The following is a 12,984-nucleotide window of genomic DNA, read 5'->3' as shown; positions in this document are numbered from 1 at the left end:
GTGCGTGCTGTTTAGCTACCGGCTTAGCGCGGGAGACGAGCGTTCACAGCAGCGATGAAAGCCTGTGCATCGCCAGACAGGAGAGCGTCGATCAAGTCCTTGTTGGCCTGGTAGAACGCGTTGTAGTCGTTGCGGTTGGCCTTGTATGTTGCCTCAACCTGTGGCGGGACATTCAGGCCGCGGTTGTTCAGCTCGCGGGTGAGGGACTTGTAGAGCTTGTCCACCTCGAGCTCGTTGTTCTTCTTCGGCTGCGGAGCTGCGGCCGGCTTCGGTGCCGGAGCCGGCTTCGCTGCCGGTGCGGTGCGCGGGGTCGGTGCGGAGTTCAGGCCCAGCTTGCGGGAGCATGCCGGCCATGCGCCCCAGCCCTGGCTTGCGAGGGTGCGCTCCGCGACAGCAATCTGCTGCTCGCGGGTTGCCTGGTGTGCGTACGGTGCGAACTCGCCGCCGCCGTATGCGCGCCAGGTGGAAGCGGAGAACTGCAGACCGCCGTAGTAGCCGTTACCGGTGTTGATGTGCCAGTTGCCGCCAGCCTCGCACTGAGCCAGGCGGTCCCAGTCGGAGTCCGGAGCTGCGGACGCGGTCGGCGCGACAAGTGCGGTGGTGGCGATGGCTGCGGTAGCGCCAGCCAGTGCCTTAGCGGACACGGCCTTGGAGTTCTGCTTGCGGTGACGTCCCATAGGGGTGTGTTTTCCTCTCTTGTTCTACGTCTGCGGGGTGAGCTGTCGGGTTCAGGCTGAGGGGATTTTAACCGCCTGGCCGCGGCGTGCGGCTTCACCCCTAGCGGTCTCGAGTGTGAGGGTCCGCGTTGCGCCGGAAAATATTCCCGCGCGGGTGGGTCCCCCGCTTCTGTCCTGTTGAGTTATATCGGGCATCGAGCCGGACAAAATTGAACGTGGCTCGTAGCTTGAATTGCACGCCCGTCTGTGGGCATGAGCGTAACTCTAGCGGTTTATAACGATTCAGTCACGTTCCGGAAGCAAGTTGTTGTCAGTGTGACTGATGTGACTCAACCTGCGCACGTTTTGCCCGCGCTGCCTGCGCAAACATTGAAAATGTGACCTATCTAACATTGGGTTGTGTTGGCGTGTTAGCCGGGGTGGCGGGTTCGTCGTAAAGCATAAGCAAACGCGCATTTTCGTGCCGTCGGAAGCGGCTCCGCAAAGGCCCAGTTCGCGTGTGGCTGATGAGGTGCCAGTTACTTGACGTGTGGACGGCACGAAAGTGGGGGTGCGGCAAAGGGAATGTTTTGCCCTGCCGGTGGGTTGTTCTAAGCCAGTAACTAAGATGGATAGCCCTAGTGATTAACGGTGGTGAATGACTAATGCCAGTAGGAAAAGTGAAGTGGTTCGACGCGGAGAAGGGCTTCGGCTTCGTCTCCAACCCGGGGGACGAGGATGTCTACGTGGGCAAGAACGTGCTGCCCGACGGCGTTGAGGATCTGCACCCCGGCCAGCGCATTGAATTCGATTTCGCAGCTGGCCGTCGCGGCCCGCAGGCATTGCGCGTCAAGCTTCTCGACGCTCCCCGCCGCCGCGCCGTCAACCGCCGCAAACCCGAGGAACTCGCCAGCATGCTCGCCGATGTCATGTCGATGCTGGAAACCCAAGTCCAACCCGCCCTGGACGCTGGCCGTTACCCGGAGCGTAAAGAAGCTCGCCAGATCGCCGAGATCCTGCGCGCGGTGGCCAAGGAGCTCGATGCCTAGCCAGTCCCGCTATGAGGCTTATGACGCTTCGGTGGAGAAGGCCCAGGTGACCATGACCGGGGTTTCTTCACCTTGCGCATCGGCGCCGACCATGAGCGCAGAAATTTCGATCACCACGAGATTCGCATCCTCGGAGACGACGGGGACATCGACCTCGTCTGCCTCACCGGGGGTGAAGGTGCGCTCAGTGTTAGCGGCGGGGTCGTCGTAAATGCTCAGCAGGGACCACTGCAGTTGGGCCACGTCGTTCGGCACGCTGACGCGGACGTTTTCGGTGCCGGGCTCGACGGGGAGCAGCGCGACATCGCCCTCGGGGCACTCCTGACCGAACTCACAAATGGAGAAGGGCATCGTCGACACCTCGTCACCGGATTCGCCGGCGCTGGCCGTGACCTCGATCTCCTGTGGTGGGGTGCCGGGACGGTTGTTCTGCCAATCCATGTAGAAGTACAGCCCGGCCACAATAGCGACGATGACCACGGCAATGACCGCCAGCATGACGACGGACCGCTGGTTACGTGCAGTGCGTGTTGTGCGAGATTTCGTGCTGCCCATGCCTTTAACTCTACGGTCTACTGCGGGACGAACTTCACGCGGTACAGGTCGGGCCAGCGTTTGCCGGACAGGAGAAACTCCTGGCCGGCGCCAGACGTGTTGGGGAGGTAGGCGATCCCGTTGAGGACGTGATTGGGATCGGGGGTGGCGTTGTTTTGCAGAGAAGAGGCGTCGATAAGCGCTTCGACAGCACCCGTGTCCGCATTGATGCGCACGATGTCCGTAGTCATGAAGATATTGGCGTAGATGTCGTCGCCGACGCACTCGAGCTCGTTGAGTCCCTCGATGGGCTGCTCGTCCATAGTGACAGTGAAGCGTTCACGTTCGGCAAAGGTGTCAGGGTCGATGCGGCGCAGCTGGTCACTGCCGTCGCTGAAGATGACCTCCCCGCCGTCGTCGCGGTGGCAAATGCCCCAGCCATCGCCGTCGTAGTTCACCCGGTCGATCTCATCGAGCGTGTCCGCATCGCGCTTGATGGCAATCCCGTTTTGCCAGGTGAGTTGCCACAAATGGTCGTCAACCCGCGTCATGCCCTCTCCGAAGAACTCACGGTCCAAATCCTGGCTTGCTAGTTCCTCGCCCGCGATCGTGGAGCGGTAGATGCGCGACTCGCCCTCCTGGCCGGTAGCCACGTAGAGCGTGCCGTCAGGAGCGACCTCTAGACCTTGGGTGAAACTGCTCTCGTCGAAGTCGTAGCGTTCGAGGACATCAACTGTCAGCTGCTCGACCTGGCCCGGATCTTGCTGCTCGCTAGAGCCCTCCGATCTCGACGGGGCGCACGCGGTGAGACCGATAATGCTCACTGCTGTCACCGCAGACATAGCGATCTGGGGGAGCCGGACTCGATTTGGGGAGTGGACCATACGGTCTATCTTGCAACACGGTGCGCAATAATGGATGCGTGCCACGAAGAAACTCGCGACGTCAACAAACCGGACCGCTTCTCAGCGCCTCCGCCGTAGATACTGCGCGGCAGGCTCTCGAAGAGCTCGATCAAGGGGAGATCGGCGACCACATCGGCGTCCACGGCATGAGCGGCAACGTGGCGACGCACCGCTTCGAAGCGTCCGTGCCGGGCTACCCTGGCTGGGAATGGAATGCGGTCGTTGCCTGCGCTGACGGTGCTGACTATGTGACAGTGAACGAGGTCGCCCTCGTGCCCGCCCCCACCGGCGATGCCTTGCAGGCTCCCGACTGGGTGCCCTACAGCGAACGCGTCCGCCCCGGCGACCTGCGCCCGGGTGACCTAATGGAGCCCGCGCCTGACGATGAGCGCCTCACCGACGACTCCTTCGCCCCCGATGCCGTCACCTTCCCCGGCCGCGAAACCAACCAGTATCTGACCACCGCCGGGCTGCGCGCCGCCAAGGAGAGGTGGCGCCGCGGCGACTACGGCCCCAATTCGGCCCACGCCAGCCAAGCCGCTCTACAGTGCCGGACCTGCGCCTTTTATATTCCGGCCGCCGAGCCCCTGGGCAAGAACTTCGGTATCTGCTCCAACGAATACTCCGCTGACGGCCACGTTGTCGCCGCCGTCTACGGGTGTGGCGCCCACTCCGAAACCAAGGTGGCCTCCCACGAGCTCGAGGGTGCCGGGGAGCTTTACGACGACGAAAGCCCCGTCTTCTAGCCGCCGAAAGGGCGCACCCGTTTTGGAAAAACGCCCGTGTAGTGGGACGCTTATCGCGTCATTTTCCGTTTGCTTGTCATGAAAAGGGGACGCGCCCGTGAGCGATCAACCCGCATCGGCTGGATCCACCTCTGGATCGACCAAGGTCACAGCTGACGCAGCCGCCACTGAGACTGCCGACACTACCGGCACCAATTCCACCCGCAGCGAACCGCAGTCCGGCCTGGACCGGTTCTTCCACATCTCCGAGCGCGGCTCGAGTGTGGGCACAGAGATTCGTGGTGGTGTGGTCACCTTCTTCGCGATGGCCTACATCGTGCTGCTCAACCCGCTGATCATCGGCACCGGTGAGGACGTCAACGGCACCGTCCTTGGCGTGCCGCAGGTCGCGGCGGCGACCGCCCTGGTCGCCGGCGTCATGTGCATCCTCTTCGGTGTCGTGGCGAACTACCCGTTCGGTATCGCGGCCGGTCTCGGCCTGAACACGCTGGTCGCGGTGACCTTGGTCGGTACGGAGGGACTGACCTGGGCGGAAGCGATGGGCCTGGTGGTCATCGACGGTATCGTCATCGTGATCCTGGCCGTATCCGGATTCCGTACTGCAGTCTTCCGCGCGATCCCGGCATCGATGAAGGCGGCAATCGGCGTGGGCATCGGCCTGTTCATCGCCATGATCGGTTTCGTGGACGCCGGCTTCGTCCGCCGCATCCCGGACGCTGCGATGACCACCGTGCCGGTGCAGCTGGGCAACGGCGGTTCGATCGCCACGTGGCCGACGGTCGTGTTCATCCTCGGCCTGTTCATCTGCGGCTTCATGGTGACGCGCAAGATTCCGGGCGGCCTGTTCATCGGTATCGTCCTCAACACCATCATCGCTCTGATCGTCGAGGCGGTTGTCGGTGCAGGTTCCTCTGCAGAGGACCCGTCCGGTTGGTCCCTTGCTGTTCCGTCCCTGCCGGAGTCCCTCGGCGGCGTGCCGGACCTGTCCATCGTGGGCAATATTGACCTCATCGGCGCGTTCGCCCGCGTCGGCGGCATCACCGCGACGCTGCTGGTGTTCACCCTGGTGCTAGCGAACTTCTTCGACGCGATGGGCACCATGACGGCGCTCGGCCGGCAGGCAGGCCTCAACGACGAGCGCGGTGAATTGCCGAACATGAAGAAGGCCCTCGTTGTTGAGGGCTGCGGCGCTATCGCGGGTGGCCTCGGCTCCGCATCGTCGGCAACGGTCTACGTCGATTCGTCGGCAGGCATCGCGGACGGCGCACGCACCGGCCTGGCCAACATCGTCACCGGCCTGCTGTTTTTGGCCGCGATGTTCTTCACCCCGCTCTACGAGATGGTGCCCATTGAAGCCGCCGCTCCGGTGCTGGTCATTGTCGGTGCGCTGATGATGATGCAGATCACCGAAATCGACTGGGACAAGTTCCACATCGCGCTGCCGTCCTTCCTGACCATCGTGGTCATGCCGTTCACGTACTCCATTGCTAACGGCATCGGCGTCGGCTTCATCGCCTTCACCCTCATGTCGCTCTTCGCCGGCAAGGCGCGCGAGATTCACTGGATCATGTGGCTGATCTCGGCCCTGTTCGTGGTCTTCTTCACGGTTGATCCCATTTTGGCGGCGCTCGCTTAAATGGAACGCATCACCGACCCTGCCGACCCGCGTCTAGACGACGTCCGCGACCTCAAAAACACCGATAACTCCAAGCGTTACGTGTTCGGTGAGGGGCCGCTTGTGGCCGGCAGGGTCATTGATTCCCGCTTTCCGCTGCGCTGCGTTGTGGGCTTTGAGAAAAAGCTCGACACGTTCTTCGCCGATCGCGCGGAGCAGGGTCTTGCGCCTATCGACGCACCCGTTTACGTTGTCACCCGCGAACTCCTCGCCGAGGTCGCCGGGTACGACATGCATCGGGGTTTGATTGCGGTGGCGGACAGGGCGGAGGAGACGTCGATAAGCGAGATGCTGAACGCGCGCACGCTGATCGTGCTGGAAGGCGTCGGGGACCACGAGAACATTGGCGCGATCTTCCGCAACGCCGCGGGCATGGATGTCGACGGTGTGCTGCTCGGCGCAGGCACGGCTGATCCGCTGTATCGCCGCAGCGTGCGCGTGTCGATGGGGCATGTGCTGCGCCTGCCGTTCGCGCATTTAGGTGGCACGTCGACGACATGGCAGCGCTCGCTGGACCAGCTGCGGGAGCAAGGTTTCCGCTTGGTGTCGCTGACCCCCGACTCGCGCGCGGTGCATCTCGCCGAAGCGCTTGTCGACGACACCGGCCACCCCTATAAGAAAGTCGCCCTCCTCGTCGGTGGCGAGGGACCTGGGCTGACGGAGCACGCAATGCGCGCGACCGATGTCCGTGCGCGCATTCCGATGGCGGCGGGCACTGATTCACTGAACGTGGCCACGTCCGCCGCGATTGCGTTCTACGAACGGCAGCGGTCCTTGCGGTAGCTGGCTGGCTAACCCCGGTCGGAGTGGCGCAGCTTCTCCTGCAGCGTCTCCTTGAGGTTGCGGAACCGGCGGGTCAGGCCGCGGGACACGCGGCGGGCGGCGGCTGCGGAGGCATCGGCGAACTCTGCGAACTCAGTGCCGCCGTCTTCCTCTGGCTCCTCATAGTCGTCGTAGGCATTGGCGGGCTCGGCGAACTTGGCGGCCACCTGATTGACGTTCTTCGACCCGGGGGAGCGGGGCTCAATTTTCGGCTCCGGGCGGCCGTCGACCGCATAGGCGACAACGTTGACATCGGGGCCACTCGGGGAGATATCCACGCCCAGCAACTCGCGCTGCGCGGTCGCCGCGAGGTCGGCCGGTTCGAACGGCAAGGTAATGCCTCCGAGTTGCTCGGTCGTTTTGCCCGCCCAGAAGTCAGCCTCGAACCACTCGGGGATTCCACTGTCTTCGACGAGCTCCCGGCGCGTTCCACACAGGGAGCGCTTGAGGGTGTCGCCGCTGAAGTGAGCGTAACCGGCGTAACCTGCGCCGTCTGTGCCCGCCCCTTCAGCGAAAACAAACACGTCGGCCGCGGGCACGGCCCGGCGCAAATACGCTGGGATCTCGGAGAGTTTCGCGCACTGGGGGACAAACGTCTGCAACACGGCCACGCCTGGGTAGCCGGCGATATAGAACTCGTCGCGTGATGCCTTCGAGGAACGGTTCAGGGGGAACTGGCCGATCGGGGTGATCGGCCACGCCGGGTTGAGCTGTGACAGAAGCTTACGGCCGAAACCGCGGTCTGCCTTCGGCTCCGAGTTCAATACAGCCGCCGGATCAGCCGCGTTGACATACCAAATAGTGACCGCCGCAGGGTAACTCATCTGCCGTGACCTACTTCGGGCGCTTCGTGTTTGTCCGCACGCCCAACAACACATCTTCCCAGTGCGGGGTCACAGCCTTGCGGCGGCGCTTCTGCGGCTTGTCCCGCGGGTCTGGTTGCTGGAGGACCTCGCCCTCACTGAAAAGGTTGGGCTGGGTGCGGCTGTTCGGGTGGTCAGCCCCTGGGGGCTGCGCGTTGTGCTCGTCGTACTCGTTGTAGACGTTGTACTCGCCGTGCGGTTGTGGGACCGTCTCGGGGCCGAGGTCGGCCTGGTGGGCGTAGTCGTCGTAGTCTCTGTGGTCGCGGTAGCCGCGTGGATCCACCGTCGGCTCTGTGAGGTCGGCCGGGGCGTTGTACACCGGGTGGCCCACAGAGGAAAGGGAACGGACTGGCTGCGCGAAGGATGGGTCGATCAGGTCGGCGGCGACTGCGTCACGCGGTTCCGTCGTCGCGCCGCTGGCCATGGAGCGACGGAAGTACCATTCGGCCTGGTGCTCTTGGAGGCCAGCCTGCCACGCCACACGCACGACCCACGGTTCGCCAGCTTCGCGGACTGCATCCCAGTGAGCTTCGGCCAAAGCGTGGCCACGGGAGGCGAAGGTGAGCGCGAGCACCTCGAAAAGAGTCTCCGACGCCGGGCCGTCCTCACGAACCGGGTGGGACTGGCGGGCAGCCTCGGCGACCTGAGCCCTCTCAAGCAAAACCGGGTGCGCGTAGGGCTCCACGCGGCTGACTGCCACGCCCATTTCCTCAGCGAGCTCCTCCGCTGTAGCGCCCGCCCGAATGCGCGCTTGAATGTCTTTCGGGCGCAGTGACAGGGGAGTGGAGAAGAGAGGATCCGGCTCGGCGGGGGTGCGTTCAGACTCTTCTGGTTCCGCCGGCTCGGCCGGTTGAGCAGGTTCGACGGATCCAGCCTGCTTGACCGGATCTGCTGGCTGCGCATCCGCGGGCTCCACGATGGAATCGGCGGAGTACACCGTGAAGGTGGGGCGGGTGAATTCGGGTTCGGGGGAGTCGGCGGGTTCGTCGACAAGCTCTGCCTCGACTACCTCATAGTTCTCGCTGTCGTCGTCGAAACCGCTGTCGAAGCCTTCGGTCACTGGTTGGGAGGGGATAGCTAGCGGGACCAGTTCCTCGCGCGGAATGCAGAACCGTTCCCCCTCGTGGGTGCTCAACACCCACAGGGTCTCAGTCGATTCTTCAGCGACAACGAAAAGCTCGCGCATCAGGTCTCCTTACACCGATGTCAATCGAGACACCAGCTTAACTGACACGCGAGTGAAAATTGTGGTACTAAGCGCCGTCGGAGCGTTGCACAGTCGCCCGACGGCGCTCCCAAAGAGACTACTTGACGCCGACGCCCTGCTCGAGCAAGAAGTCGATGGCGCTGGTCAGCTTCTCCACGTCGGCGGTGTCCACAGCCGGGAACATGCCGATGCGCAGCTGGTTGCGGCCCAGCTTGCGGTATGGCTCCGTGTCGATGACACCGTTGGCGCGCAGAGCCTTGGCCAGCTCGGCAGCATCGATAGAGTCATCAAAGTCGATCGTGCCCACGACGTAGGAGCGCTTCTCGGTTTCGGTGACGAACGGTGTGGCGTGCGCGTGATTCTCAGCCCAGGAGTACAGGGCCTGGGAGTTGGCCTTGGTGCGCTCCACCATGCCGTCCAAGCCGCCGTTGTCATTCATCCACTTGACCTGGTCGGCCATCATCAACAGCGTGGCCACAGCCGGGGTGTTGTACGTCTGGTTCTTCCGCGAATTGTCCACGGCTGTCTGCAGGTCCAGGAAGGCCGGGATGAAGCGGCCGGACTCCTTGATCTTCGCGATGCGCTCAAGTGCTGCGGGACTCATTGCGGCGAACCACAGGCCACCGTCGGACGCGAAGCACTTCTGGGGGGAGAAGTAGTAGGCGTCAGCGTTGGTCATGTCGACGGGGAGGCCGCCGGAGCCGGAAGTGGCGTCGATAAGCACCAGCGCGTCAGTGTTGGGGCGGGTGACGGGCACCATGGTGCCTGTCGACGTCTCATTGTGCGCCCATGCGACAACATCTGCGTCGGTGCCGTCCAGCGCGGACGGGTCCGGAGCGCTGCCTGGCTCGGCCTCAATGACCGCCGGCTCCTCCAGCCACGGAGCCTGCTTGGAGGCCTTGGCGAACTTCGAGGAGAACTCGCCGTAGCTCAGGTGAGCGGACTTGTTCTGGATCAGACCGAAAGTAGCTGCATCCCAAAAGGCGGTCGCGCCACCGAGCGACAGCACGATCTCGTAGCCCTCCGGCAGGGAAAACAGCTGGGACAGTCCCTCGCGCACCTCACCAACCACGTCCTTCACGCCCGGCTGGCGGTGGGAGGTGCCAATGATGTGGGCGCCGTCCGCAATCGCATCGAGCTGAGCTCGGCGCACCTTCGAAGGGCCGCATCCGAAACGGCCGTCCTCCGGCACAAGGTCCGCGGGAAGTGTTGGGTAATCGGTCATGGGTGCCCCTTTTAAGATTCAAACTGGAAACTGCACTCACAACAATACTGTGGTGCGCTCTATCGAACCGAAACGGTGTCTGCATGGTCACATCTGCTGATAGAGTTGGCTCATGTCAATTTCGGTGTGATCCGATGTGCACCGTCTGTCGGGGAGAACCTGCAGGCCAGCGCGGGGGCACACCGCCCAACGACTCTTTTGAAAGGTTCGACACGTGGCTACTGACAACAACAAGGCAGTGCTTCACTACCCCGGGGGCGAGTATGAGATGGACCTCATGCCCGCAACCGAGGGCAACGACGGCTTCGTCCTAGGCAACCTCCTGGGTGAAACGGGATTGGTGACCTTCGATCCGGGCTACGTCTCCACCGGCTCGACCGAGTCCAAGATCACCTACATCGACGGTGACGCCGGCATCCTGCGCTACCGCGGCTACGACATCGCTGACCTGGCCAATAACGCCACCTTCAACGAGGTGTCTTACCTGCTGATCAACGGTGAGCTGCCGACGCAGGATGAGCTCGACGCATTCAGCGACGACATCCGTCACCACACGCTGCTCGACGAGGACTTCAAGGCCGCGTTCAACGTCTTCCCGCGCAACGCTCACCCGATGGCTGTGCTGGCGTCTTCGGTGAACATTCTCTCCGCTTACTACCAGGACCAGCTCGACCCGCTGAACGAAGAGCAGCTGAACAAGGCCACGGTCCGCCTGATGGCGAAGGTGCCGATGCTGGCTGCATACGCCTACCGCGCATCCCAGGGTAAGCCGTACATGTACCCGAACAACGCCCTGAACCCGCGCGAGAACTTCCTGCGCATGATGTTCGGTTACCCGACCGAGCCGTACGAGGTTGACCCGGTCGTCGTCGACGCACTGGACAAGCTGCTCATTCTCCACGCCGACCACGAGCAGAACTGCTCCACCTCCACGGTCCGCATGATCGGTTCTGCGCAGGCCAACATGTTCGTGTCTATCGCCGGCGGCATTAACGCTCTGGCTGGCCCGCTGCACGGTGGTGCTAACCAGGCTGTCCTGGAGATGCTCGAGGACATCGAGAAGAACAACGGCGGCGACGCAACCGAATTCATGAACCGCGTGAAGAACAAGGAAAAAGGCGTCCGCCTCATGGGCTTCGGCCACCGCGTGTACAAGAACTACGACCCGCGCGCAGCCATCGTCAAGGAATCCGCACACGAGGTGCTCAACCACCTCGGCGGCGACCACCTGCTGGACCTGGCTATGGAGCTCGAAGAGATCGCCCTGAAGGATGACTACTTCGTCGAGCGCAAGCTGTACCCGAACGTCGACTTCTACACCGGCCTGATTTACCGCGCCATGGGCTTCCCGACGGACTTCTTCACCGTCCTGTTCGCCATCGGCCGCCTGCCGGGCTGGATTGCCCACTACCGTGAGCAGTTGGCGATGAACACGAAGATCAACCGCCCGCGCCAGATCTACACCGGTGAGACCCAGCGCGAGTTCGTACCGCGCGACCAGCGCTAAGGAGCGATTTTTCCATGGAGAAGCCCACCATCGACATCCCTGCCGAGCCGGCACCGGTCGACCTGGTCATTGAGGACCTGGTCTCCGGCGAGGGCGAGGAAGCTCAAGCAGGCGGCATGGTCAAGGTCCACTACTTGGGCGTTGACTACGAGACAGGAGAGGAGTTCGACTCGTCTTGGGACCGCGGCGAAGCCGCTGAGTTCCCGCTGACCGGCCTGATCGAGGGATGGCAAGAAGGTATCCCGGGCATGAAGGTTGGCGGCCGCCGCGAACTGACCATCCCGCCGGAGAAGGCCTACGGGCCTGCCGGCGGCGGACACCCGCTGTCGGGCCGCACACTCATCTTCGTCATCGATCTCCTCGAGGCGAATTAATACCCAACGCTCACCCCGGTGAGCGTGCACAATAGGGGGCTATGGAACATTCCGTAGCCCCCTTCGCCACGCTTAACGACGGTTCATCTCTCCCCCTCATCGGCCTCGGCACCTATAAACTGACCGGGCCGGACGCGGCACCCATCATCCGCCGCGCCATCGAGCTGGGGTACCGCCACTTCGACACAGCATCGATGTACGGCAACGAGGACATCCTCGGCCAGACGCTCCGTGAAGCCATTGCGGCCGGTGATGTCACCCGCGAAGAACTCTTTGTCACCTCCAAGGTATGGAACGATGACCAGCACCGAGCCGGTGAAGCTCTAGAGGAGTCGCTGACGCGGAGCGGTCTCGACTACTTCGACCTGTTCCTGGTGCACTGGCCGTGGCCGCAGAACGAAACGTTCATTACCGCGTACGAACAGCTGCTCAGCGCCCGTGAAGCTGGCACGATCCGTTCGGTCGGGGTGGCGAACTTCTACGAAGAAGTGCTGGCCGAGCTGATCGACGCCACCGGTGTCGCCCCCGCCGTCAACCAGGTGGAGATGCACACCGGATTCACCCAGCCTGATCTGCGTGCCTTCCACGATCGCCACGGCATTATTACGGAGGCATGGGCACCGTTGGGGAGGGGAGAGGTGCTGGATGAGGAAGCGGCGCGGGGAGTCGTCGATAAGCATGCGGAAAGCGGCGCAACAGCTGCGCAGGTCGCACTCGCGCACCTCATGGCGCACGGCGTGTCGGTGATTCCAAAAACCTCGGATCCGCAGCGCTTGGAGGAAAACCTCGGGGCGGTGCACCTCGAGCTCGACAGTGACGATGTGCGTTCTTTAGATGGTGTCGTCGGGGCGCGCCAGTCCAACGATCCGCGTGTTTTCCCTGGCTGAAAGTACTTGCAGTAACTACCTATCGTTGTGGGGGTGGAAGCTCCACAATAGTTTTCGCACGTAAACATGTTGCGGGGGTAACCGGGGATGCATGGACGGTTAGATCGTTCAATTCGCCCACGGTTTTGTGTGCTTTAAGTTACATTCGTTGCAGGTTGTAATCACCTCAACTGATGAAAGGACACGGCCATGGCCAATGGTTCGACAGCGGTGTCGCAGCGCAGGGAGCCCACCCCGCAGGACTTCGTGAACATGCAGCAAAGCGAGCAGTTCCAGAAGCTCCGGGGCACCTACCGCACGTTCACCTTCCCGGTCTCTATCGCCTTCTTTGTCTGGTACATCTTCTACGTCGTGTTCGCGACGTTCTGGCCGGACGTCATGGCGCAGCCCTTCCTTGGCCTGAACGTGGGCCTGTGGTTGGGCATCGCTCAGTTCATTACGACATTCGCCATCACCTGGGCATACGTCGTCTACGCGAACAAGAACATCGAGCCGCAGGCAGCGGCGATCCGTGAAGAGATGGAGGGCTAACCC

Annotated in this window: 14 protein-coding genes and 1 riboswitch; of the genes, 8 read left to right on the top strand and 6 right to left on the bottom strand. The window is 62.8% G+C overall.

From position 1 onward, the window contains the following. Nucleotides 1-23: 23 nt before the first annotated feature. Complete coding sequence (locus KBX19_RS01435) at nucleotides 24-677, bottom strand: resuscitation-promoting factor Rpf1 domain-containing protein (RefSeq protein ID WP_005291464.1); 654 nt, start codon at nucleotides 675-677, stop codon at nucleotides 24-26. A gap of 9 nt (nucleotides 678-686) precedes the next feature. After that, nucleotides 687-887, bottom strand: a riboswitch (cyclic di-AMP (ydaO/yuaA leader). Nucleotides 888-1,321: 434 nt separating this feature from the next. Here KBX19_RS01435 and KBX19_RS01430 point away from each other — a divergent pair. Beyond that, nucleotides 1,322-1,705 (top strand): cold-shock protein, encoded by a 384-nt coding sequence (locus KBX19_RS01430; protein ID WP_005291463.1) that lies wholly within the window; start codon nucleotides 1,322-1,324, stop codon nucleotides 1,703-1,705. Nucleotides 1,706-1,723: 18 nt separating this feature from the next. On the opposite strand, the gene KBX19_RS01425 is transcribed toward KBX19_RS01430, so the two are convergent. Both KBX19_RS01425 and KBX19_RS01420 read right to left on the bottom strand, forming a co-directional pair. Next, on the bottom strand, nucleotides 1,724-2,260 hold the full coding sequence (locus KBX19_RS01425) for a DUF2771 domain-containing protein (RefSeq protein ID WP_005291461.1): 537 nt from the start codon (nucleotides 2,258-2,260) through the stop codon (nucleotides 1,724-1,726). 17 nt (nucleotides 2,261-2,277) lie between these two features. After that, entirely contained in the window at nucleotides 2,278-3,123 is an 846-nt protein-coding gene (locus KBX19_RS01420) for a glutaminyl-peptide cyclotransferase (protein WP_370686982.1), read from the bottom strand. A gap of 38 nt (nucleotides 3,124-3,161) precedes the next feature. Here KBX19_RS01420 and KBX19_RS01415 point away from each other — a divergent pair, with 38 nt between their 5' ends. The 3 genes from KBX19_RS01415 to KBX19_RS01405 all read left to right on the top strand — a co-directional run bounded on the left by KBX19_RS01415 (nucleotide 3,162) and on the right by KBX19_RS01405 (nucleotide 6,348). Beyond that, the gene (locus KBX19_RS01415; protein ID WP_255997134.1) at nucleotides 3,162-3,890 is read left to right on the top strand and encodes a DUF3027 domain-containing protein; all 729 of its coding nucleotides are present in this window, start codon (nucleotides 3,162-3,164) and stop codon (nucleotides 3,888-3,890) included. A gap of 223 nt (nucleotides 3,891-4,113) precedes the next feature. Next, nucleotides 4,114-5,526: an NCS2 family permease gene (locus KBX19_RS01410; protein ID WP_255997156.1), complete on the top strand. Its 1,413-nt coding sequence runs from the start codon at nucleotides 4,114-4,116 to the stop codon at nucleotides 5,524-5,526. Further along, nucleotides 5,527-6,348 (top strand): RNA methyltransferase, encoded by an 822-nt coding sequence (locus KBX19_RS01405; protein WP_255997133.1) that lies wholly within the window; start codon nucleotides 5,527-5,529, stop codon nucleotides 6,346-6,348. It begins immediately after the preceding gene. An 8-nt stretch (nucleotides 6,349-6,356) separates the two neighbouring features. Here KBX19_RS01405 and KBX19_RS01400 read toward each other — a convergent pair whose 3' ends face one another. From KBX19_RS01400 to serC, 3 genes are all read right to left on the bottom strand, one after another. Then, a complete protein-coding gene (locus tag KBX19_RS01400) occupies nucleotides 6,357-7,211 on the bottom strand; it encodes a hypothetical protein (RefSeq protein WP_255997132.1) in 855 nt (284 codons plus the stop codon). Between the two features lie 10 nt (nucleotides 7,212-7,221). Continuing rightward, a complete protein-coding gene (sepH, locus tag KBX19_RS01395) occupies nucleotides 7,222-8,436 on the bottom strand; it encodes a septation protein SepH (RefSeq protein ID WP_255997131.1) in 1,215 nt (404 codons plus the stop codon). Nucleotides 8,437-8,554: 118 nt separating this feature from the next. Next, nucleotides 8,555-9,682, bottom strand: coding sequence for a phosphoserine transaminase (serC, locus tag KBX19_RS01390; RefSeq protein WP_255997130.1), 1,128 nt, complete (start codon nucleotides 9,680-9,682; stop codon nucleotides 8,555-8,557). A 214-nt stretch (nucleotides 9,683-9,896) separates the two neighbouring features. Between serC and KBX19_RS01385 the strand changes: the two genes are divergently transcribed. The 4 genes from KBX19_RS01385 (at nucleotide 9,897) to KBX19_RS01370 (ending at nucleotide 12,981) form a co-directional block, all read left to right on the top strand. Next, nucleotides 9,897-11,189: a citrate synthase gene (locus tag KBX19_RS01385; RefSeq protein ID WP_005291444.1), complete on the top strand. Its 1,293-nt coding sequence runs from the start codon at nucleotides 9,897-9,899 to the stop codon at nucleotides 11,187-11,189. Nucleotides 11,190-11,203: 14 nt separating this feature from the next. Further along, entirely contained in the window at nucleotides 11,204-11,563 is a 360-nt protein-coding gene (locus KBX19_RS01380) for an FKBP-type peptidyl-prolyl cis-trans isomerase (protein WP_005291441.1), read from the top strand. A gap of 41 nt (nucleotides 11,564-11,604) precedes the next feature. Next, nucleotides 11,605-12,450, top strand: a complete 846-nt coding sequence (locus tag KBX19_RS01375; RefSeq protein WP_255997129.1) for an aldo/keto reductase — start codon at nucleotides 11,605-11,607, stop codon at nucleotides 12,448-12,450. Nucleotides 12,451-12,639: 189 nt separating this feature from the next. After that, nucleotides 12,640-12,981: a DUF485 domain-containing protein gene (locus KBX19_RS01370; RefSeq protein WP_255997128.1), complete on the top strand. Its 342-nt coding sequence runs from the start codon at nucleotides 12,640-12,642 to the stop codon at nucleotides 12,979-12,981. The last annotated feature ends 3 nt before the right edge of the window (nucleotides 12,982-12,984 follow it).

This window comes from Corynebacterium sp. CCUG 71335, from assembly GCF_024454075.1.
GTDB lineage: Bacteria > Actinomycetota > Actinomycetes > Mycobacteriales > Mycobacteriaceae > Corynebacterium > Corynebacterium genitalium.
The sequence above is the reverse complement of the archived record's forward strand: the minus strand, read 5'-3'. Positions and strand labels throughout refer to the sequence as shown.

Bases quoted from the DNA above. Each gene is read 5' to 3' on its own strand.
- KBX19_RS01435 (WP_005291464.1), bottom strand. From the start codon at position 677: ATGGGACGTCACCGCAAGCAGAACTCCAAGGCCGTGTCCGCTAAGGCA.
- KBX19_RS01430 (WP_005291463.1), top strand. From the start codon at position 1,322: ATGCCAGTAGGAAAAGTGAAGTGGTTCGACGCGGAGAAGGGCTTCGGC.
- KBX19_RS01425 (WP_005291461.1), bottom strand. From the start codon at position 2,260: ATGGGCAGCACGAAATCTCGCACAACACGCACTGCACGTAACCAGCGG.
- KBX19_RS01420 (WP_370686982.1), bottom strand. From the start codon at position 3,123: ATGGTCCACTCCCCAAATCGAGTCCGGCTCCCCCAGATCGCTATGTCT.
- KBX19_RS01405 (WP_255997133.1), top strand. From the start codon at position 5,527: ATGGAACGCATCACCGACCCTGCCGACCCGCGTCTAGACGACGTCCGC.
- KBX19_RS01400 (WP_255997132.1), bottom strand. From the start codon at position 7,211: ATGAGTTACCCTGCGGCGGTCACTATTTGGTATGTCAACGCGGCTGAT.
- sepH (WP_255997131.1), bottom strand. From the start codon at position 8,436: ATGCGCGAGCTTTTCGTTGTCGCTGAAGAATCGACTGAGACCCTGTGG.
- serC (WP_255997130.1), bottom strand. From the start codon at position 9,682: ATGACCGATTACCCAACACTTCCCGCGGACCTTGTGCCGGAGGACGGC.
- KBX19_RS01380 (WP_005291441.1), top strand. From the start codon at position 11,204: ATGGAGAAGCCCACCATCGACATCCCTGCCGAGCCGGCACCGGTCGAC.
- KBX19_RS01375 (WP_255997129.1), top strand. From the start codon at position 11,605: ATGGAACATTCCGTAGCCCCCTTCGCCACGCTTAACGACGGTTCATCT.
- KBX19_RS01370 (WP_255997128.1), top strand. From the start codon at position 12,640: ATGGCCAATGGTTCGACAGCGGTGTCGCAGCGCAGGGAGCCCACCCCG.